Genomic DNA, 21,185 nt, shown 5'->3' with positions numbered 1-21,185 from the left:
AAGGCAAAATTATCCAGCGCCGGCAGCAAGACCGGACCCCTGGCCGCCCCTTTACCGTGATTGGTTGGAGCCCCAATGAACCTGTTCAACCTGCGCCGTTCGGCCCCTGCCGCGGTTGCCGAGCCCAAGCGTGCGCCGGTGATCGTGGCGGATGCGCCGCAGTTGTCGCGCGAGCGCCTGATGCCGAGCACCGAACGTGCGGCGCAAGTGTTTGTGCGTGGCCAAGGTTCCTGGTTGTGGGACAACGAAGGGCATGCCTACCTGGACTTCACCCAGGGCGGCGCGGTCAACAGTCTCGGTCACAGCCCGACGGCGCTGGTCAAGGCGCTGGGCAACCAGGCCCAGGCGCTGATCAACCCGGGCGCGGGCTACCACAGCCGTGGCCTGCTGGAGCTGGTCAACCGCCTGTGCCAGAGCACGGGTAGCGACCAGGCCTACTTGCTCAATAGCGGTGCCGAGGCCTGTGAAGGGGCGATCAAGCTGGCGCGTAAGTGGGGCCAGCTGCACCGTAACGGCGCCTACCACATCATTACTGCCAGCCAGGCCTGCCATGGCCGCAGCCTGGGCGCGTTGTCGGCCTCCGACCCGCTGCCGTGCAACCGCTGCGAGCCGGGCCTGCCGGGGTTCAGCAAAGTGCCGTTCAACGACCTGGCGGCGCTGCATGCCGAGGTCGATTCGCGCACCGTGGCGATCATGCTCGAGCCGATCCAGGGCGAGGCGGGGGTGATCCCGGCGACACGTGAGTACTTGCAGGGCGTGGAAAAGCTCTGCCGGGAACTGGGCATTCTGCTGATTCTCGACGAAGTGCAGACGGGCATTGGCCGCTGTGGGGCATTGCTGGCCGAAGAAACCTACGGTGTACGTGCCGACATCATCACGCTGGGCAAGGGCCTGGGTGGCGGCGTGCCACTGGCAGCCTTGCTCGCTCGCGGGACAGCCTGCTGTGCGGAACCTGGCGAACTGGAGGGCAGCCATCACGGCAATGCCCTGATGAGCGCTGCGGGTTTGGCTGTGCTGGAAACCTTGCTTGAGCCGGGTTTCTTCGGTCAGGTGCAGGACAGTGGTCGTCATCTGCGAGATGGCCTGAGCCGTCTGGCCGGCCGCTATGGCCAGGGCGAAGTGCGCGGCCAGGGGCTTTTGTGGGCGCTGCAGTTGCAGGAAAACCTGGCCAAGGAACTGGTCGAGGCTGCCTTGCACGAAGGTTTGCTGCTGAACGCGCCGCAGGCCGATGTCGTGCGCTTCTCGCCAGCGCTGACCGTGAGCAAGGGCAACATCGACGAGATGCTCCTGCGCCTGGCCCGGGCCTTTGCCCGCTTACATGCGCAACAACAGGCCCGCCGCGAAATGCCGGCCTGATCAAGAATTCTACGAACCGTCTGGCGTTTCTGCGCATCGCCCCGTGCCTGTTTCATTTGGCCCGGGGCGTTTTTTTTTGCCTGTGGAACCTCCAGCAAGCGCAACGGGTCTTCCTTGTAACCCCTTCAGGAGAGACCCGCATGGACTTCATTCGCATCATCATCGCCATCATCCTGCCGCCGCTGGGTGTGTTTCTGCAGGTGGGGTTTGGCGGGGCGTTCTGGCTGAACATACTGCTGACCCTGTTGGGCTACATCCCAGGGATCGTGCATGCGGTGTACATCATTGCCAAGCGCTGAGGATGCCGGGGCCGCACAGCGGCCCCGGGCTGTCAGCTCTCCAACACCCGGCAATAGAATTTCCACTCTTCCTCCAGCGCATGCGCCAGGTTCTCGGCCTTGCGGAACCCGTGCCGTTCCCCTGCATAGAAATGCCCGTCAGCCTCGATGCCATTGGCTTGCAACGCGGCCAGCATCGAGCGCGTCTGCTCCGGCACCACCACTGCATCCAGTTCACCCTGGAAGAAGATCACCGGCACCTTGATTTGCGAGGCATGTAGCAGCGGTGTGCGCTGGCGATAACGTTCGGCATCTTGCTGCGGGTCACCGATCAGCCAGTCCAGGTAATCACCTTCGAACTTGTGCGTGGCCTGGCCCAGGGCGATCGGATCGCTTACCCCGTAAAGGCTGGCACCCGCGCGGAACACTTCGTGGTAGGCCAGGGCGCACAGCGTGGTGTAGCCACCGGCACTGCCGCCGCGAATGAAGGCCTTGCCAGGGTCGATCAGCCCTTGCCCAGCCAGATACTCGACGGCGGCACAGGCATCCTGCACATCGCTTTCGCCCCAACGCAGGTGCAGCGCCTGGCGGTATGCCCGGCCATAGCCGGTGCTGCCTCGGTAGTTCAGGTCGGCCACGGCGAAACCGCGCCGGGTCCAGTACTGGATGCGCGGGTCGAGCACCGGATAGCAGGCCGAGGTCGGGCCGCCGTGGATAAATACCAGTAAAGGTGCAGGGCCCTTGGTGGCCGTTGCTGGATAGAAGAAGCCATGGGCAAACGCGTCGCCGCTCTTGTAACAGATCGATTGTGGCAGGCTGATATGCGCTGCAGGTAGCACTTCTGCGCCACCGGCCAGCACACTGACCTCATGGTTAGCGCGGGCAATGGCAATCACTGCGGGCGGGCTGATCGGTGACGCCGCGACGGCATAGAGGTATTCGGTATCCATGGCCAGATTGCGGAAGCGCGTATAGGCGCTGGCGAATCGCTCCACCCGTCCATCGTTCAAGCGCAGCCCCAGTTGCCCGAAGCCACCTTCAAACCAGCTGGCCAGGTAGCTCCGCGGCCCCATGGGCAGCCAGGTGCTGGTGCCCAGTTGCCAGGGCGCGGCGGCGTGGTCCGCTGGCTCTGCTGGCAGGGCTTGCCAGCGGCCGTCGATTTCGCCCCACGGTTGCCAGAAGCCATTGCGGTCGGACAGGCAATACAACCGGCCTTGAGCATCGAAGCGGGGCTGTTGCAGTGATTCGTCATCAGCCGCCATGCAGCGCACCGCACCCCAGTTGCCACTGGGGCTGCGCTCTCGGCACATCAGCCGGGTGATGGTCCAGGGCTGAGCCGGGCGGTCCCATTCGACCCAGGCCAGGCGTTGGCCATCGGCGCTGATCGTTGGCGAGGCATAGAAGTCGGCGCCCTCGGCGAGCACCTCGCGGGTGGTACCGTCCAGTGCCACCAAGCGATGTTCGACACTTTCGCTATGGTGCTCTTCGACTGCCAGCACCTTGCCGTCGTGCCACTGCACATCGCCATAGCGGCAATCGGCCTGGTCGGTCAGGGCGCGCGGTGCATCGCCTTCGAGGCGCTGGGTATAGACCTGCTGATCCATTTCGTTAATGAACAGCAGCCCATCGCCACCCAGGCAGAAGCTGCCACCACCGTATTCGTAGACCCGGCTGCGCACGCTGAAACCATCGGGCGTGAGGCAGCGCGCCTGGTGGTCACGCCACTGCCAGATGCGGCAGGCACCATCGGCCGGGCGGAATTCGTTCCAGAACAGCCCCTCGGCACTGACCTTGAGTTCGGCAAAGTCGGTGCCGGCGGCAACGGCCTGGGCGGCGCTGAAGTCAGCCGCGGACGATGACACGGGAGTTGCGCTCATTGCGGAAGGTCATCTCTTCGATGGCGAGTTGGGCGGTCTCCGCCTCCTCGCGGGCCTTGAGGATGATGCCGTGGTCGGCCGACTTGGCGCACACCGGGTCGGCCTTGCTGGCATCGCCGGTCAGCATGAAGGCCTGGCAACGGCAGCCGCCAAAATCCTTTTCCTTCTCGTCGCACGAACGGCACGGCTCGGGCATCCAGTCGTAACCGCGGAAGCGGTTGAAGCCGAACGAGTCGTACCAGATGTGGTGCAGGTCATGATCGCGCACGTTGGGGAACTGCACCGGCAATTGCCGGGCGCCGTGGCAAGGCAGGGCAGTGCCGTCCGGGGTGATGGTCAGGAACAGGCTGCCCCAGCCGTTCATGCAGGCCTTGGGGCGTTCCTCGTAGTAGTCCGGGGTGACGAAGATCAGCTTGCACGCGCTGCCCGCGGCCTTGAGCTTTTCCCGGTACTCGTTGGTGATGCGCTCGGCACGTTCTAGCTGCGCGCGGGTCGGCAACAGGCCCAGGCGGTTGAGGTGCGCCCAGCCGTAGAACTGGCAGGTGGCAAGCTCGACGAAGTCGGCTTCAAGGGCAATGCACAGCTCGATGATGCGGTCGATCTTGTCGATGTTGTGCCGGTGGGTGACGAAGTTGAGCACCATCGGATAGCCGTGGGCTTTCACCGCCCTGGCCATCTCCAGCTTCTGTGCAAAGGCCTTCTTCGAGCCGGCCAGCAGGTTGTTGACCTGCTCGTCACTGGCCTGGAAGCTGATCTGGATATGGTCCAGCCCGGCCTGCTTGAAGGCGGCGATGCGCGTTTCGGTCAGGCCGATGCCGGAGGTGATCAGGTTGGTGTAGTAGCCTAGCCGGCGAGCCTCGCCGATCAGCTCGGCGAGGTCCTGGCGCACCAGCGGTTCGCCACCGGAGAAGCCGATCTGCGCGGCGCCCATTTCGCGGGCCTCGGCCATTACCTTGAACCACTGCTCGGTGCTCAGCTCCTGGCCCTGGGCGGCGAAGTCCAGTGGGTTGGAGCAGTACGGGCACTGCAGCGGGCAGCGGTAGGTCAGCTCGGCCAGCAGCCACAGCGGCAAGCCGACCGGCACCTCAGGCGAGGGTGATCCAGTGTTCGGCACGGGCCACCTCCATGAATTGCTCGATGTCGTCGGCGACTTCGGGCACACCAGGGAATTGTTGTTCAAGGTCGGCAATGATCGCCGCCACGTCACGCTTGCCGTCGATCAGCCCGCCGATCAGGCCGGCGCTGTCGTTGAGCTTGATCATGCCCTCGGGGTACAGCAGCACATGGCCTTTCTGTGCCGGTTCGTACTGGAAGCGGTAGCCGGGGCGCCAGTTCGGCACTTGCTTGCGGTCAAAACTCATAGGGCAATCCCCTTGTGCCAGACCCGTTGCTGGGTGACGGTGTGATAGGGCGGGCGGTTCAGCTCGTAGGCCATGCTCATGGCGTCGAGCATGCTCCAGAGGATATCCAGCTTGAACTGCAGGATTTCCAGCATACGCTCCTGGCCCGCGCGGGTGGTGTAGTGCTGCAAGGTGATCGCCAAGCCGTGTTCCACGTCGCGCCGGGCTTGGCCCAGGCGGGTGCGGAAGTACTCGTAGCCGGCGGGGTCGATCCACGGGTAGTGCTGCGGCCAGCTGTCCAGGCGCGACTGGTGGATCTGCGGGGCGAACAGCTCGGTCAGCGAGCTGCTGGCTGCTTCCTGCCAGCTGGCGCGGCGGGCGAAGTTGACGTAGGCATCGACGGCGAAGCGCACGCCTGGCAGCACCAGTTCCTGGGAGCGCAACTGGTCGGGGTCGAGGCCGACCGCCTGCCCCAGGCGCAGCCAGGCTTCGATACCGCCGTCTTCGCCGGGCGCGCCGTCATGGTCGAGCAGGCGCTGAATCCACTCACGGCGGATTTCTCGGTCCGGGCAGTTGGCCAGGATCGCGGCATCCTTCATCGGGATGTTGACCTGGTAGTAGAAGCGGTTGGCCACCCAACCTTGGATCTGCTCGCGGGTGGCGCGGCCCTCGTACATCGCCACATGGTACGGGTGGTGGATGTGGTAGTAGGCGCCCTTGGCGCGCAGGGCCTGCTCGAATTCGGCAGGTGACATAGGCAGTGCGTCGCTCACGGGGGCCTCCTTACAGCTCGATGCTCATGCCATCGAAGGCGACTTCGACGCCGCGGCGCTGGACTTCGGCGCGCTCGGGGGAATCTTCGTCGAGGATCGGATTTGTGTTGTTGATGTGGACAAGCACCTTGCGCTGCCGTGGGAAGCCATCGAGCACTTCGAGCATGCCGCCCGGGCCGTTCTGCGCCAGGTGGCCCATCTCGCGGCCGGTACGGGTGCCGACACCGCGGCGCTGCATTTCATCATCCTCCCACAGCGTGCCATCGACCAGCAGGCAGTCGGCGCCGTGCATCATCTGCAGCAGCTGGGCATCGACCTGGCCAAGGCCAGGGGCATAGAACAGCTTGCCGCCGGTGCGCGTGTCATGGACCAGCAGGCCGAGGTTGTCGCCCGGGTGCGGGTCGAAGCGGTGCGGCGAGTAGGGCGGCGCGGCGCTGCGCAGGGGGAAGGGGGTGAACGTGAGGTTGGGGCAGGCGTCGATGACGAAACTGCCTTCAAGCTCGATGCGGTTCCACTGCAGGCCACCGTTCCAGTGGGCGAGCATGTTGAACAACGGGAAGCCGGTGGTCAGGTCCTGGTGGACCATGTCGGTGCACCAGACCTGGTGCGGGCAGCCTTCGCGCAGGCTGAGCAGGCCGGTGGTGTGGTCGATCTGGCTGTCGAGCAGGACGATGGCGTTGATGCCGGTGTCGCGCAGCGTACGCGCCGGCTGCATCGGCGCGAAGGCCTGGAGCTGGGCGCGGATGTCGGGCGAGGCATTGCACAGGATCCAGTGCTCACCGTCGTCGGACAGGGCGATGGACGACTGGGTGCGTGCCGTGGCATGCAGGCTGCCGTCGCGATAGCCCTTGCAGTTGACGCAGTTGCAGTTCCACTGCGGGAAACCACCGCCGGCGGCGGAACCGAGAATCTGGATGTACATGGCCACTCCTTCTGCGAAAAGCCGTATCGGAAAAACGACGACGCCCCGGCGGGCCGAGGCGTCGAACCGCAAAGCAGGGCTTAGCGGTTGGCGAAGTACATGGTCACTTCGAAGCCGATACGCAGGTCAGTGTATGCAGGTTTGGTCCACATGGGCGTTCTCCTTCCGGATGGGGTTGGGGTGCTTCAGCTACTCATTGGGTGCCACCTGGAGCTGGAGGTTCCATTGGCTGAGATAGCGTTATCTTACAAGAAAATTTTGTACTGAAAGGTTAATTATTTGATAAGCGCCCTTGCAGTAAACGTAACAATCCCCACGGGATCAGTGCCAGGACGCATCGGGTGCGGGGCTGTTGGCCAGGCAAAGCCAGGCGCAATCGCAGCCGAGCAGGCCGCGTAGCAGGTCGTCCAGATCCGCTTGTTGCGTCATCAGAATAGACCGTTGCAGCGCAAGCAGGTCGCCGGGTTGTGTGGCCAGGTGTGTCTGCCATGCCCATTCGGCGACCTCGGCGTTGGCCATGGCAAGTTCGTCGAATTGCTCGGCCACTGCCTGGCGGGCATGGCTATCGAGGGTGACGCCCTGACCCAGAAGCTGGCGCAGGTGATCGAGGATTTCGCCCTGGCTGGCATGTGGCGACTGCACACCGAACAGCAGGCCACCGATGCCTTCGATCTGACGGAAGGTACTGAAAACGGCATAGCCAAGTTGCAGCTCGACCCGCAGTCGTTGATACACCGGGCCTTGCAGCAGCTGGGCCAGCAGACGACCACTGGCTTGCTGCCCGGCGGGTAGTGGGCAGAACAGCAGCAGGGCATTTTCACTGCCCGGGACCTCGGCATGCTGCCAGCGATGGCCGGTCCAGAGGGCGGCAGGCGTGGGCACCGTGCCTTGTCCTGGGCAGCCTTGCAGCACTGCGCCCAATGCCTGCACGGCGCTGGTGTTGAAGCCGACGGCCAGGCCCTGCCAGTGGCTGTGTTGCCAGGCGTCGTCGAGCAGCGCCTGATCGAGGGTGCAGGGCGGCGTTTCGGCGGGGCGAGTGCCGAGCACGGCGTCAGGTAGCTGATTGATTAGCGCCCTGATCGGTATCAGGGCGAGCGCCTCGGTTGCAGATGGCTGCCAGTTGGAAGGCGCCTGCATCAGCGCCAGGGCCTGGCCTGTGGCGCGTACCACGGCTGCCGGATGGCCAGCGCAACGTAGCTGCCAGTATTCGCCTGAAGCGTTGAACTGCAGTTGCACGCAGGCCTGCTCGCAACGTACTTGCATGGGGTGAAGGGCGCGCTCAAGTACACCCTGCAGATGCTGGCGCATGGCCGATGGCACGTGCCAGCGTAGATAAAGTGCTGCGTATTGCCTGTCGGGTGGAAGCAGGTCGCTGATGCCCAGCGCACGCGGCAGCTCTGCAGTTCGAGCAGTGGGCAGTTCATCGAGCATCAACGGCTCGGCCGCAGGCAGCTGCCATTGCCCAAATGTGTGACGTGGCAGCTGCTCAAGCAGCGCTTCGAGGGCGATCAGCGCTTGTGTATCCAGCGCTGCAAATGGCTGCCCGGTGCTGTCGCGGCGGGCCAGCTCCAATGCGCTGGCGCTGCGTTCGCGACGTTGTTGCAAGCGGCCAAACGCGCTGTTGAGTTGGGCGGGGTCTGTCTGACGGATGAAGTCGAACCAGCCGTGCAGCAGCTTCAGCGCCTCATCGGTGTCGGCATCCGGGACGAGCTTCAGGTCGATGTGCCAGAGCAGTTGCCCGGCGAAGGCATACAACTTCTCGACCTTGCACCCTTTGAGCCAGCCGCGCTGTTCGAGAGCATCCAGCCAAGTGCCGGGGCGGTTGTCGCCGAGGTTGGCCAGCAGCAGTTCCAGCGCCTGCTCTGCACCTGCGGGCAGGCCCTCGTGGGCGAACAGTAGCGGCTTGTTGGCGGTCAAGGCGGGTGGCAAAGCTTGTGGCACAAGGTCGCCCGTTTCGAAGAGCCCGGCGTATTGCCTGCCGAGTTGTTCCAGTTCATCCAATGGCTGCGGGCCACAGAGACTCAGGGTGATCTGGCCGCCCTGGTAGAAGCGCTGGTGAAAGCCCTTGAGCGCTTGCTGGAAGGCAATATTGCGCAAAACGAGGGAATAGCGGTTGCCTGCATGAAAGCTGACCAGCGGATGATCGCCAGCCACCGATTGCAGTAAGGCAAATTGCTGCTGCGCCTGCGGGTTGCGTGACCAGGCGATGAATTCGGCGTGGATGACTTCCCGCTCGCGGCGTTGCCGTTCGATGCTCAGGTCCGGTTCGGCAAGCATCTGGCACAGGCGCTCCAAGCCACCGGCCAATGCGGCGGGCGGTACTTCGAAGAAGAACTCGGTGGTGCGCTCGCGGGTGGAGGCATTGACCTGGCCACCCAGAGCCTGGACGTAGCGCATCAGGCCGTTTTCCAGAGGGAAGCGTGCGCTGCCGAGGAAGAACAAGTGTTCCAGGAAGTGGGCCAGGCCCGGCCATGCGGCTGGAGCATCATGGCTTCCCGCATGCACCCTCAAGGCGGCCGCCGAGCGCTTCAGGTGCGGTGCATGGCGCAGGGTCAGCTGCAAGCCGTTGGCGAGGGTGAGGTGGCGGGTGGTGTCAGGCATGGGAACTCCGGAGCAGGTGTTCATGCTAACCCATTTGTAAGGCAGGCCCGGCCCCTGTCAGCGCTGGCGCAGATGCAGTTCCTGACGCAGATCGCTCAGGTAAGGAAACGCCTCACGCCCCCGCACCACCCGCTCATGCTCCAGCTCAGCCAGCAACTGGCACTCATCGCGCCCGGCCATGGCCAGCAAACTGCCATCGGGCCCGATGATGCTGCTCTGCCCACAGTAGTGGATCTCGTCCTCGGCCCCGCAGTAGTTGGCATACACCAGGTAGCACTGGTTCTCTTGCGCCCGCGAGCGCACGGTCACCTGGCAGACGAAGTCGTACGGCGTCATGTTCGCCGTCGGCACCAGGATCAGTTCGGCACCTGCCAGCGCCAGGCGCCGGGCGTTCTCTGGGAACTCGATGTCGTAGCAGATCAGCATGCCGACCTTCCAGCCATCCAGCTCGACCACCGGGAAATGGTCGGCGCCAGGGCTGAACATCGCCCGGTCCAGCTCGCCGAACAGGTGGGTCTTGCGGTAATTGCACAGGCTGCGGCCATGGGCATCGATCAACTGCACGCTGTTGTAGATCGCCCCGTCATCGGCGCGCTCCGGGTAGCCGTAGACGATGGCGATACGGTGCGCCTGGGCGATCTCCACCACTTCCATGGCCGAGGGACCATCGCCGGTTTCGGCCAGCCGTTCGACCTGCGCCAGGCCGATGTTGTAGCCGCTCAGGAACATCTCCGGGCACACCAGCAATTGTGCGCCACGCTCGGCCGCCAGCTGCGCCTGGTGGCGCAGCCGTTGCAGGTTGCCGGGCACGTCCAGCGGGTTGGGTGCGCCCTGGAACAGAGCGATGCGCATGCTGCCTCCTTGGTTTCAGTCAGCCAGGGCGATGGGCCCGATCTCGTCGAACACATCGCCCGGGCCTGGGTTGTCCGGGTGGGTGTGGCCACCGAAGTGGTTCATGATACCCCACACCGCATTCAGCGACGTCTGCACCGCACCTTCGACCCAGGCCGGGGTCCACGACACATCGTCACCGGCAATGAACATGCCACGCTGCTCGGCGGGCATGTCCTGCTGCATGAAGTGCGCATACATGCGCTGGTTGTAGCGGTAGTGGCCCGGCAGTGCGCCCTTGAAGGCGCCGAGGAAGTGCGGGTCGGCCTCCCAGGAAATGGTGATCGGGTCGCCGATGATATGCCCGGCGATATCGGTCTTGGGGTAGATCTTCTTCAGTGCATCCAGAGCCAGCTGCACGCGCTTTTCCACGGGATGAGGCAGCATCTTCAGGGCGTCGCTCATCCAGGCGTAGGACAGGCAGATCACCCCCGGTTTGTCGTCACCGTTGTCGAACAGGTAGGTCCCGCGGGTGAGGCGATCGGTGAGGGTCATGCTCATCAGGTCGCGGCCGGTCTGCGGGTCCTTGTCCTTCCAGAACGGCCGGTCGACCATGACGAAGGTCTTCGACGACTGCATGTAGCGGGTGCGATCCAGGGCCATCCACATCTTCTGCGAGAACAGCGACTCTTCGCAGTCGATCTGGGTGGTCAGCAGCCAGCTCTGGCAGGTGGCGAGTACCGCACCATAATGGCGGGTATCGCCCCAGTTGTCGGTGACCGCCAGGCGTCCGTCGGCCGCGCGGGCGATGCGCTTGACCCCGGTGCGTGGTGCACCGCCATGCAGCGAGCTGAGACTGGTGCCTTCCGGCCAGTGGGCGCAACGCTCCGGCACATGGCGCCAGATACCTTGGGGCACCTGCTCCACGCCGCCGACGATCAGGTGCTGATGGTCGTCGCAGTTGGTCATCACCACGCGGAAGATTTCCAGCATCGAGTTGGGGAAGTCCGAATCCCAGCCACCGGTGCCAAAACCGACCTGGCCGAACACTTCGCGGTGCTGGAAGCTCAGCTGAGCGAACGAGCGCGAGGTGGCGACGAAGTCGTAGAAGGTGCGGTCGTCCCACAGCGGTACCAGCTTGTTCCACAACTCTTTCAGCCGAGGCACGTCACGGTCACGGATCGCCTGCTGGATGTCGGCGAACCTGGCGCCGCTTTCCAGCGCATCCGCCCAGGCGTCGGCCACTTCATGGAACAGTTTCGGCAGGTCACTGGCCTTTTCGGCGTAGTAGGTCTGGCCTTCGAGGTCGATCACCGTGCTGCCCGATGCGGACGTCAGGGGGTTGGGGAAGGGCTTGGTTTCCAGGCCCAGCTTGTCGACGTAGTGGTAGAAAGCGGTTGAGGACACCGGAAAGCGCATGCCGCCGAGCTCGGCGATGATGCCGTCAGTGCCGTTGAAGGCCTGCGAACGCAGCCGCCCGCCGAGTTTCGAGGCCTCGTACACTACGGGCTTGAGGCCCAGCTTCATCAATTCATAGGCCGCGACCAGGCCGGCGATGCCGGCGCCAACGATGGCTACTTCCTCACCATGGTGCTCGGCTGGAATACTGCCCAGGCCGGCCGGGTGTTCCAGCCAATCGTCGAAGGCGAAGGGGAAGTCCGGGCCGAAGATGGTGATGGGCTGTTTGCCGTCGGCGGGGTGGCGGTTATTCTTGTTCATGAAGTGACCTTGCCAGAGCGGCTGCGCGAGGGGCGGAGCCTGAGTATAGGAGATGGCTGGGGGTCATTTTATGAAGCGGGGTGTTCGTAATTAAGATGCAGAATGATGGCGGAATGTAGTTTTTATCGTCGCTATGACCAGAGCTACATCAGTTTTAACGATCAGCTGATTGCCGCCCCGTTTGCCCTTGTGCCTGAGGGGATCAGAAAATCGGATTTTTCTAAGCCCTCCGGTTCCTCTGATGACATCGCCTGCATCTGGGCAGCTTGGTAAGTGGAGCCCGTCGATGGGCTTCAGCTTATACACGTCGGCGCGCTGAGAGAGCGTCATTGAATTGCAGCTTGTAACGCCTGTAGGAAGTGTCGGGATTACCCGGTAAGACTTTGGCAGTCCGACGGATCAGACAGGCTGCCCGCGATCGACCTTGCTGCTGAGAATGATCGACGTGGTGGTCTTTTCCACTCCCTCGACACTGCCAATCTGGTCCAGCAGCTGGTCGAGTTGCTCCGGCGAATCGCTGCGTAGCCAGGCCACGTAATCGAACTCGCCACTTACCGCGCACAACTGCTGTACCTGCCCCATGGCGCTCAGGCGACGCACTACTTCCTTGCCGGAGCGTGGCTGCACCGTGATCCCGACATAGGCCTGCAGCCCACCGCCAATCAGGCGCTGGCCAAGGCGCACGCCGTAGCCGGTGATGACCTTGTTCTTTTCCAGCCGTTCCAGGCGCGAGTTGACAGTGGTGCGAGCGATGCCGAGCTGGCGGGCGAGGGTGGCGACGCTTTCGCGGGCGTTGATCTGCAGCAGGGCGATCAGCTGGCGGTCGATTTCGTCGAGGGCGATGGGGCGGGAGTCCGACATGGTGAGTCTCTACGGAGGGTTCGTAAGCCTAGCCAGCCGCAGATAAGCAGGGCAAGCCCCAAATTGTCATCCTTCGCGCACAAAAAAGCCGCGCATCGGCGCGGCTTTCGTCATAGCTGGTGGGCCCACACGGACTCGAACCGTGGACCAAAGGATTATGAGTTGCTGGCGATCTCACCAAGCCAAGCGAAATCAATGAAAGCCTAGCATAGGTACAATTAGCTTCCTGTAAGCCGGGACTGTAATTTATCGAAACTGATCGAATCATAGTGAATCGCCCCTGGTTTCGTAGACACCTCCAAGCCTCATAATGAGGCCCAAATAGGAGGTGCCATGAGTCGTCAGCGTTACCCCGAAGAATTCAAGATCGAAGCGGTCAAGCAAGTGACCGAGAAAGGCAAACCTGTCGCCGATGTCGCCCAGCGCCTGGGCATGTCCGTGCACAGTCTTTACGCCTGGATCAAGGTCTACAGCAAGCCCCAAGAGCAGCGTCAGCAAGACGACGATCAGCAGGCCGAACTGCGCAAGCTACGCGCTGAACTCAAGCGCGTGACGGAAGAGCGAGACATCTTAAAAAAGGCCGCCGCGTACTTTGCCAAGGAGTGCGGCTGAAGTACGCCTTCATCAAGAAGCACTCGACTGATTACCCGGTGCGGCGCCTTTGCCAAACCCTCAAGGTGCACCCCAGCGGCTATTACGCCTGGCTGGCCGAGCCTCAATCTGCCCGAGCAAAAGAAGATCAACGTCTGCTTGGCTTGATCAAACACGCTTGGCTGGAAAGCGGAGGTGTATACGGCTACCGCAAAATTCACGATGACCTGCGTGAGCTGGGAGAGGAATGCGGCCGAAATCGAGTCAGGCGCTTGATGCAGGCGGAGGGACTGCGTTCTCAAACGGGCTATCGGCGGCGTCCAGGGTTCTATGGTGGAAAACCAACAGTGGCCTCGCCCAACCACCTCGCGCGGCAGTTCAAGGTAAGTGAGCCGAACAAGGTCTGGGTGACAGATATCACTTACATCCGCACCTATGAAGGGTGGCTCTACCTCGCGGTAGTGCTGGATCTGTTCTCACGCCAAGTAATTGGTTGGTCAATGAAGCCAAGGATGTGCAGCGACCTGGCTATCGACGCGATGTTGATGGCTGTTTGGCGACGCAAGCCTCAGCAGCAAGTTATGATTCACTCAGATCAAGGCAGTCAGTTCAGTAGCTCGGATTGGAAAAGCTTTTTGAAGGCCAACAATGTAATCAGCAGCATGAGCCGGCGGGGAAACTGCCACGACAATGCCGTAGCCGAGAGCTTTTTCCAGCTTTTGAAGCGAGAGCGAATCCGACGAAAGATCTACACAACCCGTGAAGAAGCCCGAAGTGATATTTTCGATTACATCGAGATGTTCTATAACCCTAAACGCCGACACAGCAGTGCTATGCAGCTGTCTCCAGTAGAGTATGAGAAACGCTATTTCCTGAGCTTGGAGAGTGTCTAGAAAACCAGGGGCGATTCAAAGTGATGGCCCGTCTTGTGGAAAAAGGATGGAGGCTTGACGAAGATTTTAAAATCTACAGGTATGTAGATGATTATTTCGTTTTTTATAATAGTGAAGAGTGTTGCTATCAAGCAAAAATGCTGCTCCAGGAGATTTTAAAACGTTTCAAATTGTCTTTGAATAAAGGTAAGGAAGAAACCCTGTCGAGGCCTATGGTTACCCCGATATCTATTGCAAAGAAAAAGATATCCGACTTATTTGATAGGTCGATTACTTGTGACATTGCAAGCGACGTGAAGGATGGTGAAAGCCTTCCTCGAGGGGATATTTATATAGGCCGGTCTGCCCTGGTTACTGATTTCAAGTCGATTCTCTCAGTCTCTGGCGTGGGGTATGGGGATGTACTTAATTATTCACTCTCCGTAGTTGAGAGGAAGGTGGGGACATTAATTGGATCGTATGGAAAAATTGAAAAGCTACCAGGGCTCGATAAGCGTTTTTCTAAAGCGCTAGAGTCTTTATTATGGTTTGTCTTCTTCGTTTATGCTGTGTCGCCCAAGGTGAATACAACTATAAAGCTGTGTAGAATCTGTCAGCGAATATTAGCCTTCTATAAAGAGAACTCGATTGGGCTAAGCTATGGGGCTTTAATCTCGCAAGTTATTAATGAAAGAAGTGCTAGTATCATTGATAAATACTCGGATGGGAAAGGTGCGCGTATTGAAGTTATGTATCTTCTGGTGCTGATGGAGCAGCTCGGGAAGAACTATCGTGTAAGTGAGAGCCTTCTTGCTCGTTGTTTTGGCCTAGAAAAGACGGAAGGTCGTTATATAGTAACAAATGAAATGGATTACTTTTCCATTATTACGCTATTTTTTTATGTGGGGCAGAAAGTTCGATATTCTGAGATTAGAGAGGCGTTAGAGGCCTATGTTCTACACCGGTTCACTCGGAATAGAGCGTCTTTAGTTGGAAGCTCAGAGATGACTCATTTGGCACTAGATCTTTTGGTATGCCCCTACGTTAGTAGAGAAACGAAAGTCTCCATAATGAGTTATTATGGAATGGACGGCTCTGATCTTTCTCGGTTCCAATACTATAACGACTACTGGTTTACAAAATGGGCTAACTTTGACTTTTCCAAAGAGCTGGACGCCAAGGTCAGTCAGGAAGTATACTGATGCCAAGCGCTGCATGCACTATGAAGACCGTTTGCGGTCGCACACACCAGCGCTTTGAGCCAGTTGTTCTATGTACGAAAGCTTGCTCTCCTAGGGTCCGCATGCATCTTGGGGTCTTGACTCCTCGCCACCTCTCAGAAGGCCTAGGCTGACTGAAGAGGTGGCAGGGGGCTAGATTTTGAAACCCTCCTTTTTCCTGTCTTGTAAACTGATTAGGGGCGGCCACTCCAGGCCAAATGAAGACTCACACATTCTTTTTATAATTTTCAATTCGTCTTCACTCCCTCCAGACGCTATTTCTCTTAGCAGCTTTATTGCGTAGCTTGGATTTTTTCTCAGCAGCTTCACCATATAGAGAAAGTGGGAATTATCTCGATTCATAATTTTCTCTTGAAAGATGCTCTAGAATTTCAGTTTGATCGAATGAACTTACTTATTATCTTTGACTATTCTAGACATGATTGGAAGTAGCATGTGCTGGAGTCTACGGAATTCGTTCATTATTGCTTCCACGTCGGTCGGTCTTGCACCTTGGCCGCGCTTCTCTGCGAGCCAAAGTTTCAATATTCCAGCGACCCGCCCGAGATCGCCATTGACCTTGCCCAGATCGACGACGGCTTGTAGATCTACAACCGACCGGATCGGCTCACTCAAACCAACAGCCCGCAAGAACGCTGACTGAGACATACCCGCTTGCGCGGCACGGTCTACCAGCTCGGAGCGCTCGTCCTCGGTCACGAATACCTTAATGTATTCGTTCCGGGGCCGGGTGCCGTAAGTCGTTTTTTTCTTCTCTGCCATTCGTCTCTCGCTCTTGCCGCAGCGACGGCTAGGTGGCGAAGCAGCGCGCCTTTCCTTTGGTGCCGCTCGGGCGTTCAGTGTCTGGTCGCGGCAGCGACGGTAAGCCTCGCAGAGCAAGATGCCGTCGAACCGCAGGTGAGTAAGTGGCGGTGTTGGGGGAGAACAGGCGAAGCCTGTGGACCCACAACACACATCTTGCCGTCTTGTTGTAAGCGATTAAAGGAAATATAAAAAGCAAAATCTACCATCTGCATTAACTTTCAATAAATTGCCTTGAGTTGCCTTGAGTTGCCTTGAGTTGCCTTGAGTTGCCTTGAGTTGCATATAGTTGCGTTTGATTTCATTGGTTTTCGATGTGTAGTTATTTCGTGTTTTCTTAGACTTTCATTCGTGCTAAAACCAACTGCATTAGCAGGAGGAAATGCCGATGCGAAGTGATAGTCTAAAGCGTATCAAGAGAAGAGCTGGGCGCGCCGAATTCTTCTCGGTCAGGGAGGAGTTGGAAACGAAAATACTGCTTGGTCACACACTCAAAACTCTTTATGCCGAATATGTGGGTAGATTTAGTTTTGGATATGTTCAGTTTACACGATACGTATCTCGCTACTGCAAGAAAACAAGGTCATTTGTCATGACAGGCTCACATTGGGGGCAAAAATGAAGCAAGCACTTAGATTAATAGCTGTAGCTATTATTTTTCTTCTCACGCAGCAGAACGCTTTCGCTATCTACTGCGCAAATTGTTCTACATTTTATCAGCAAATGTTTGAATATGCGGAGCAGGTCAACACAGCGCTGAACACGGCCGAACAGTTACAAACGCAGATTCAGCAGTATCAAAACATGGTAACTCAGGGCACGGGCTTGCCCGATTCGATGTTCGGCAGCATCGCGGCGGACTTAAAAAGCGCGGTCAATATCTATAACCGCTCGCAGGCTCTGGGCCGCCAAATCCAGAACATGGACTCTCAGTTCCACACGGCTTTTCCCGGCTTCGAGTACTACCTGAATCAAGCAGCGAACTTGGCAGAGGTCCCGGCGCAGGATCGCTATAAAAAGTGGTCGCAACAGGGCCGCGACAACGTGAAAACGGCGATGGAAGCGACGAACCTCAATACCAGCACCTTCGAGTCCGAGGACGCTCAGCTAAACCGAATGGTGGCTCGTTCGCAGTCAGCCGTTGGTCGGATGCAGGCGATTCAGGCGGGCAATGAAATTGCCTCGCAGAACGTGCAGCAACTGCAAAAGCTGCGCGACTTACTGGCCACGCAAATCAACATGCAGGGCAACTACATGGCTCAGCAAGGCGACCGGAAGGCTGTCAGCGAAGCAGCGGAACAACAATTCGAGGCCAGGAAAAATAACTGGGGACCTTCGGAGGATTTCTAACCATGTTTATTTCTAAGATTTTTATTGCTGTGTTGTGCATCGCTTCTGCTCTTGGTGGTGCTTTTGTGTCCGGTGTCGTGGTGTCCATCAACACTAAATGCGTGATTGCTGAGCGGCCTACGCCGACTGACGCTGATAAAAAATTCGAAGCCCGGAAAAACATCTGGGGATCATCTGAGGATTTCTAACTATGCAACGTTCAGCACTTCTCGCGTTCATCGGTGCGGCGCTACTGTTTTCGGTCGGCACTGCTGCCGCAGCAGGAGATATAACCCAGGGCAATGAAATGAATGGTCTTTTGCGGATGCTATATGACGCCGCAAGTGAATGGTCACCACGTCTCCAGGGCTATGCACTCAAATTACTGGGCTCCCTTGCACTAATCCAGCTAGTGTGGACGTTCATGCCTCTAGTCATGAAACAAGCTGACCTAGGCGAGATTGTTGGTGAGCTAATCCGTTTCTTCATGGCAGTCGGCTTTTTCTACGCCATTATTGAGCATTCCGTTCCTTGGGCGACAGCAGCAGTTAGTAGCTTCCGGGAAGCGGCGGGAACGGCCAGCGGTTTGGGTCGAGCGATTCAGCCGGGTGATATGTTTGCAGTGGCTGTCGATTTCTCACGCACTATCGTAGAGGGAATCTCTGTTTTCTCTCCGGGTAAAGCGATCCTCATTGCGATTGTTGGCTGTTTAGTTTTATTGTGTTTCGCATTCATCGCGGCATTCATGTTTGTGACGCTTGTAGAGTCGTATGTCATCATCAACGCCTCCGTGCTGTTCTATGGTTTTGGTGGTTCGCAGTGGACACGCGATTTTGCTATCGCTCCGCTCCGATTCGTTATTGCAGTTGGCGCTAAGCTGTTCGTCCTGACCTTGATCGTAGGAATTATCGTCACTTCAGCGAAGTCGTGGTTAGCAGCATATACCAACGACGAAGCGTCATTGATGACATTGGCGGGCTTGGCTCTGGTATGCGCTTATCTGACTAAAACTATTCCCGAATTGATCGGTGGGATGATTAGTGGCACGTCGATGGGCGGCGGCTCGGCAATCGGTGGTATGGCGGCGGCCGGTGCGGCTGGTGCTGCGGCGGCCATTGCAACCATTGCAACAGCGGGTGCCGCAGCTCCAGCGGCGGCAGCGATTGGTGCGGGCGGGAGTAGCGCAGGCGCTGCCGGTGCGGCTGGCGGCCTTGCGGGCTCGCTCAACTCCAGCATCGCTGCCGGTGCTACCTCGGCCGGTGTGGCGGCAACCTCTGCCGGCGGCACAGCGTCATCCGTAGGTATTGGCACCAGTACCGGCGGTGGGGTCGCCGCGAAGGTTGCGAGTTCGACCGGCTCACGTTTAGGTGGCAGCACTGCTAGTTCGACACAATCGGCTGCACCTACGCAGCCCAGCAGCGGCGTACAGCCGGCCGCCAGACAGGCAGGGAAGGCTGCGCAGGGCAACGACGAAAAAGACCCGCAAGCGACACCAAAAGGGGGATCTGTCAGCGCCGGTAACGCGCTTTCGCAATCGGCCAATGGTGGCGCAAAGATGCTTGGCGTGATGGCCTCGATGGCAGTGCCTGGTATGGAGAATGCGCACTCACTGTCTCTTGGTGCAGGATCTTCGCCGGCTATTCCTGACGGTGCTAGCTCGATCATTCCAGCCAATGGCGCGGAAACAATCGCGGAAGCTGCGCAAACAGAATCTAACGTCATCCGTCCAGCCTCGGACGCAAGCCCCCCTGCAAGTCGACTAGCCTCGTTCAATGTGCCCGGCATGGCCTCAAACAACCACACCTCGGAGAAATAACCATGATGGACATACTGATGTTCGCTGGATTCGTAGTAATCGCATCGACGTTTGCCATCTGCATGTGGGCGCTCGGTCGATGGCTGCGTAGCAAGGGCTACGGGCCGCAACTCGATAGGTTGGATCGTCAGTACACGGCCTTGCAGCTTCGAGTAAGCCCACTCGCCTTGTCGGCTTCCTATAGCATGTTTGCCGGCGCACAGGCTATAAATCGCCTGCCTCTGCTGGGCAGCAAGAATAGCGCAGCCCTGAATCAGCAGGCGTTGCTGGCCATCCAGGCCGCGCAGGAAGCACAGAAGCAGCAGAAAGCACAGAAGTAAGAGAGACCTGCCACTGCCAAGGCTCTCTATCCAGCACTGCTATGCAAATCTATGAATTGAGGGCAGTTTTTCATAGATAGATAGCACATAAGGGGTAAGGAGTTCTCCCAACCAAGCTTCATATTTAGTCTTTCGGCTTAAAAGTCCTACACCAGTTGAGCAGAATATGTCTTGTCAAATAGTTGAAGGTGTGTAAATTGATAGGAACATCTCTCTCTTTCCATTCTCGACTTAACCAGTCTTTCTCTTTCTCGACATTAGGTTTTTCCTCGAATTTAATTGGTGCCTTGGACATTAATGATGGAAAACGTTGACCCGTATGAAGATAGTTTGATCTGTGACCATAAACAGTTGATAGGATTTTTTTTATATTTTCCAAACTCCAGATGACACGAGCATCTATATCATCAGGTCTGCTGCAAGGCTCAGCCGGCAAGTGGCGAAGACAAAATCCAATAAATTTAGAGGTGGCTTTAAGGGTAGGGGCAACAATAGGGGCGACTTTATGTACTACGGTGGGGTCGGCGCAGTTTTGTAGAGTTTCATATAAGGATGGAAAGCTATCTTTTAATACTTGTTCGGGTGGTATTTCAAACTCGGGTTCAACCACAGCAGCTGTTTCAAGAGCTGAAACCATTAAAATCCAACTCAGATTCGGATCATGGTCCACCATGTCAAGGGCATCCTTGTACAAACATGCGGATCGTATAAATGCTTTGTAGCGATCCGGCGTTGCAAATTCAAGGCTTTCCAGGGTTGATAGATGGCCCTCTGACGGTGAGCACATTGCCGCCGTGACGTCTGGAAGAATAGGAAAAAGTTCTGCAATGTGCAGACCGGGAGGTGAGAATTGTTCTGAAAAACAAGGTTCCCCGTACGGGTCACCGAATTTAGAGTTTGGAGGATTAAATCTTCTACTAATGCCGGCACAAAAAACTTTGATACCTAATCCTATCGATATAAGACCAGAGATTTCGTCACCTACATGGGCATCAAAACTCAATGTTTCTTGTTGCTCTTTTTTTGACGAGTTATTTATAAAGAGACGCACCCTTGCGGTTATGAGCGTCTGAGCAATATCGTTTTTTGCTATGCTATTGAAGATGAATGTATAGGGTCCAATTTTAACTTCGCTACACAAAATTGCATTAGGCGAAAATAGCTGGTACTCCTCCATCATAAACCAATTAGTAGTTTTGGATGAGCTCCAATTTTCCAGTGACCAGGGTAATAAACTATTCGACATTTCGACTTCCTTGGCTTTATGAGACTATTCACCTAAGATGGGTGAGGTAGAGATAAACTGGGGCGCATTACTAGTGCGCGATTAGCCATTGACTATAGAAAATTATTAGTAAGAATCGGCTATGCTATATTCATCCTGCATCATTTAAAAGCATTTTGGCGGCTGCTGCGTCGTTCTGGTTGGTCGTTCGCTACTAGACCTTTACTTTTTGTGTGTCCTCGGATGCCGCAGACGGCGCGATGCACTTGGTGGTTTTGGTGGTAGGTGTTCGACGGTGCCGCCCTTCCTTTTGGTGCACAACGGCCGTAGGCCGACCAAGAGCAGCAGGCGATGAGCTGCGCCATCAAGGCGCGGAGCTTAGCGCCCATGATGGAGATTCTTAGAGAATCTTGGATGGAATCTGCGAGCGGC

The 21,185-nt window shown here is 58.2% G+C and carries 21 protein-coding genes and 1 pseudogene; 9 read left to right on the top strand and 13 right to left on the bottom strand.

The window, feature by feature from the left end; all coding sequences use genetic code 11:
• The first annotated feature begins 75 nt into the window (after window positions 1–75).
• Together ACOKS3_RS27355 and ACOKS3_RS27350 are read left to right on the top strand one after the other, a co-directional pair.
• On the top strand, window positions 76–1,356 hold the full coding sequence (locus ACOKS3_RS27355) for an aspartate aminotransferase family protein (protein ID WP_103448703.1): 1,281 nt from the start codon (window positions 76–78) through the stop codon (window positions 1,354–1,356).
• Between the two features lie 140 nt (window positions 1,357–1,496).
• Window positions 1,497–1,655, top strand: coding sequence for a YqaE/Pmp3 family membrane protein (locus ACOKS3_RS27350; protein ID WP_009681539.1), 159 nt, complete (start codon window positions 1,497–1,499; stop codon window positions 1,653–1,655).
• 32 nt (window positions 1,656–1,687) lie between these two features.
• Here ACOKS3_RS27350 and ACOKS3_RS27345 read toward each other — a convergent pair whose 3' ends face one another.
• The 11 genes and pseudogenes from ACOKS3_RS27345 to ACOKS3_RS27295 form a co-directional block, all read right to left on the bottom strand.
• The gene (locus ACOKS3_RS27345; protein ID WP_103448704.1) at window positions 1,688–3,511 is read right to left on the bottom strand and encodes a S9 family peptidase; all 1,824 of its coding nucleotides are present in this window, start codon (window positions 3,509–3,511) and stop codon (window positions 1,688–1,690) included.
• A complete protein-coding gene (gene pqqE, locus ACOKS3_RS27340; RefSeq protein ID WP_103448705.1) occupies window positions 3,477–4,625 on the bottom strand; it encodes a pyrroloquinoline quinone biosynthesis protein PqqE in 1,149 nt (382 codons plus the stop codon). The genes ACOKS3_RS27345 and pqqE overlap by 35 nt, the downstream gene beginning before the upstream one ends.
• Complete coding sequence (pqqD, locus tag ACOKS3_RS27335; RefSeq protein ID WP_103448706.1) at window positions 4,597–4,872, bottom strand: pyrroloquinoline quinone biosynthesis peptide chaperone PqqD; 276 nt, start codon at window positions 4,870–4,872, stop codon at window positions 4,597–4,599. Before pqqD ends, pqqE begins: the two co-directional genes overlap by 29 nt.
• Window positions 4,869–5,606 carry a pyrroloquinoline-quinone synthase PqqC gene (gene pqqC, locus ACOKS3_RS27330; RefSeq protein WP_181004558.1) on the bottom strand — a complete coding sequence of 246 codons (738 nt, stop codon included), beginning with the start codon at window positions 5,604–5,606 and terminating at the stop codon, window positions 4,869–4,871. Before pqqC ends, pqqD begins: the two co-directional genes overlap by 4 nt.
• A 28-nt stretch (window positions 5,607–5,634) precedes the next feature.
• Complete coding sequence (gene pqqB, locus ACOKS3_RS27325; protein WP_422764576.1) at window positions 5,635–6,546, bottom strand: pyrroloquinoline quinone biosynthesis protein PqqB; 912 nt, start codon at window positions 6,544–6,546, stop codon at window positions 5,635–5,637.
• An 80-nt stretch (window positions 6,547–6,626) separates the two neighbouring features.
• Window positions 6,627–6,698 carry a pyrroloquinoline quinone precursor peptide PqqA gene (gene pqqA, locus ACOKS3_RS27320; protein WP_003243383.1) on the bottom strand — a complete coding sequence of 24 codons (72 nt, stop codon included), beginning with the start codon at window positions 6,696–6,698 and terminating at the stop codon, window positions 6,627–6,629.
• A gap of 169 nt (window positions 6,699–6,867) precedes the next feature.
• Window positions 6,868–9,147 (bottom strand): pyrroloquinoline quinone biosynthesis protein PqqF, encoded by a 2,280-nt coding sequence (gene pqqF, locus ACOKS3_RS27315; RefSeq protein ID WP_422764577.1) that lies wholly within the window; start codon window positions 9,145–9,147, stop codon window positions 6,868–6,870.
• A 57-nt stretch (window positions 9,148–9,204) separates the two neighbouring features.
• Window positions 9,205–9,999: a carbon-nitrogen hydrolase family protein gene (locus tag ACOKS3_RS27310; protein ID WP_422764578.1), complete on the bottom strand. Its 795-nt coding sequence runs from the start codon at window positions 9,997–9,999 to the stop codon at window positions 9,205–9,207.
• A 15-nt stretch (window positions 10,000–10,014) separates the two neighbouring features.
• Window positions 10,015–11,697, bottom strand: a complete 1,683-nt coding sequence (locus tag ACOKS3_RS27305; RefSeq protein ID WP_422764579.1) for a flavin monoamine oxidase family protein — start codon at window positions 11,695–11,697, stop codon at window positions 10,015–10,017.
• A gap of 159 nt (window positions 11,698–11,856) precedes the next feature.
• Window positions 11,857–11,958 (bottom strand): annotated as a pseudogene (locus ACOKS3_RS27300) (toxin); the annotation flags it as partial.
• A gap of 138 nt (window positions 11,959–12,096) precedes the next feature.
• Complete coding sequence (locus ACOKS3_RS27295; protein WP_422764580.1) at window positions 12,097–12,558, bottom strand: Lrp/AsnC family transcriptional regulator; 462 nt, start codon at window positions 12,556–12,558, stop codon at window positions 12,097–12,099.
• A 333-nt stretch (window positions 12,559–12,891) separates the two neighbouring features.
• Between ACOKS3_RS27295 and ACOKS3_RS27290 the strand changes: the two genes are divergently transcribed.
• A protein-coding gene (locus ACOKS3_RS27290) for an IS3 family transposase (RefSeq protein WP_087535084.1) occupies window positions 12,892–14,042 on the top strand; the annotation gives its coding sequence in 2 pieces (ribosomal slippage) (window positions 12,892–13,126 and window positions 13,126–14,042; 1,152 coding nt in all).
• A 23-nt stretch (window positions 14,043–14,065) separates the two neighbouring features.
• Window positions 14,066–15,223, top strand: coding sequence for an RNA-dependent RNA polymerase family protein (locus tag ACOKS3_RS27285; RefSeq protein ID WP_463581462.1), 1,158 nt, complete (start codon window positions 14,066–14,068; stop codon window positions 15,221–15,223).
• A gap of 429 nt (window positions 15,224–15,652) precedes the next feature.
• Here the strand turns inward: ACOKS3_RS27285 and ACOKS3_RS27280 are convergent, their stop codons facing one another.
• The gene (locus tag ACOKS3_RS27280; protein ID WP_422764540.1) at window positions 15,653–16,024 is read right to left on the bottom strand and encodes a plasmid mobilization protein; all 372 of its coding nucleotides are present in this window, start codon (window positions 16,022–16,024) and stop codon (window positions 15,653–15,655) included.
• Window positions 16,025–16,445: 421 nt separating this feature from the next.
• On the opposite strand from ACOKS3_RS27280, the gene ACOKS3_RS27275 reads away from it, so the two are divergent.
• The 5 genes from ACOKS3_RS27275 to ACOKS3_RS27255 are packed head-to-tail and all read left to right on the top strand — an operon-like array spanning window position 16,446 to window position 19,528.
• Complete coding sequence (locus ACOKS3_RS27275; protein WP_463581461.1) at window positions 16,446–16,685, top strand: TraK family protein; 240 nt, start codon at window positions 16,446–16,448, stop codon at window positions 16,683–16,685.
• Window positions 16,682–17,413: a P-type conjugative transfer protein TrbJ gene (gene trbJ / locus ACOKS3_RS27270; RefSeq protein WP_422764542.1), complete on the top strand. Its 732-nt coding sequence runs from the start codon at window positions 16,682–16,684 to the stop codon at window positions 17,411–17,413. The genes ACOKS3_RS27275 and trbJ overlap by 4 nt, the downstream gene beginning before the upstream one ends.
• 2 nt (window positions 17,414–17,415) lie before the next feature.
• Complete coding sequence (locus ACOKS3_RS27265; RefSeq protein ID WP_422764543.1) at window positions 17,416–17,601, top strand: hypothetical protein; 186 nt, start codon at window positions 17,416–17,418, stop codon at window positions 17,599–17,601.
• A 2-nt stretch (window positions 17,602–17,603) separates the two neighbouring features.
• A complete protein-coding gene (trbL, locus tag ACOKS3_RS27260) occupies window positions 17,604–19,208 on the top strand; it encodes a P-type conjugative transfer protein TrbL (protein WP_422764544.1) in 1,605 nt (534 codons plus the stop codon).
• 2 nt (window positions 19,209–19,210) lie between these two features.
• A complete protein-coding gene (locus tag ACOKS3_RS27255; RefSeq protein WP_422764545.1) occupies window positions 19,211–19,528 on the top strand; it encodes a hypothetical protein in 318 nt (105 codons plus the stop codon).
• Between the two features lie 124 nt (window positions 19,529–19,652).
• Here the strand turns inward: ACOKS3_RS27255 and ACOKS3_RS27250 are convergent, their stop codons facing one another.
• Complete coding sequence (locus tag ACOKS3_RS27250; RefSeq protein WP_422764546.1) at window positions 19,653–20,774, bottom strand: hypothetical protein; 1,122 nt, start codon at window positions 20,772–20,774, stop codon at window positions 19,653–19,655.
• Window positions 20,775–21,185: the final 411 nt, after the last annotated feature.

Origin of the sequence: Pseudomonas sp. HS6-2 (assembly GCF_049325675.2) — a bacterium.
Taxonomy (GTDB): Bacteria; Pseudomonadota; Gammaproteobacteria; order Pseudomonadales; family Pseudomonadaceae; genus Aquipseudomonas; species Aquipseudomonas putida_N.
Note: the sequence above shows the minus strand (reverse complement) of the source record. Positions and strands in the feature narration are given on the sequence as shown.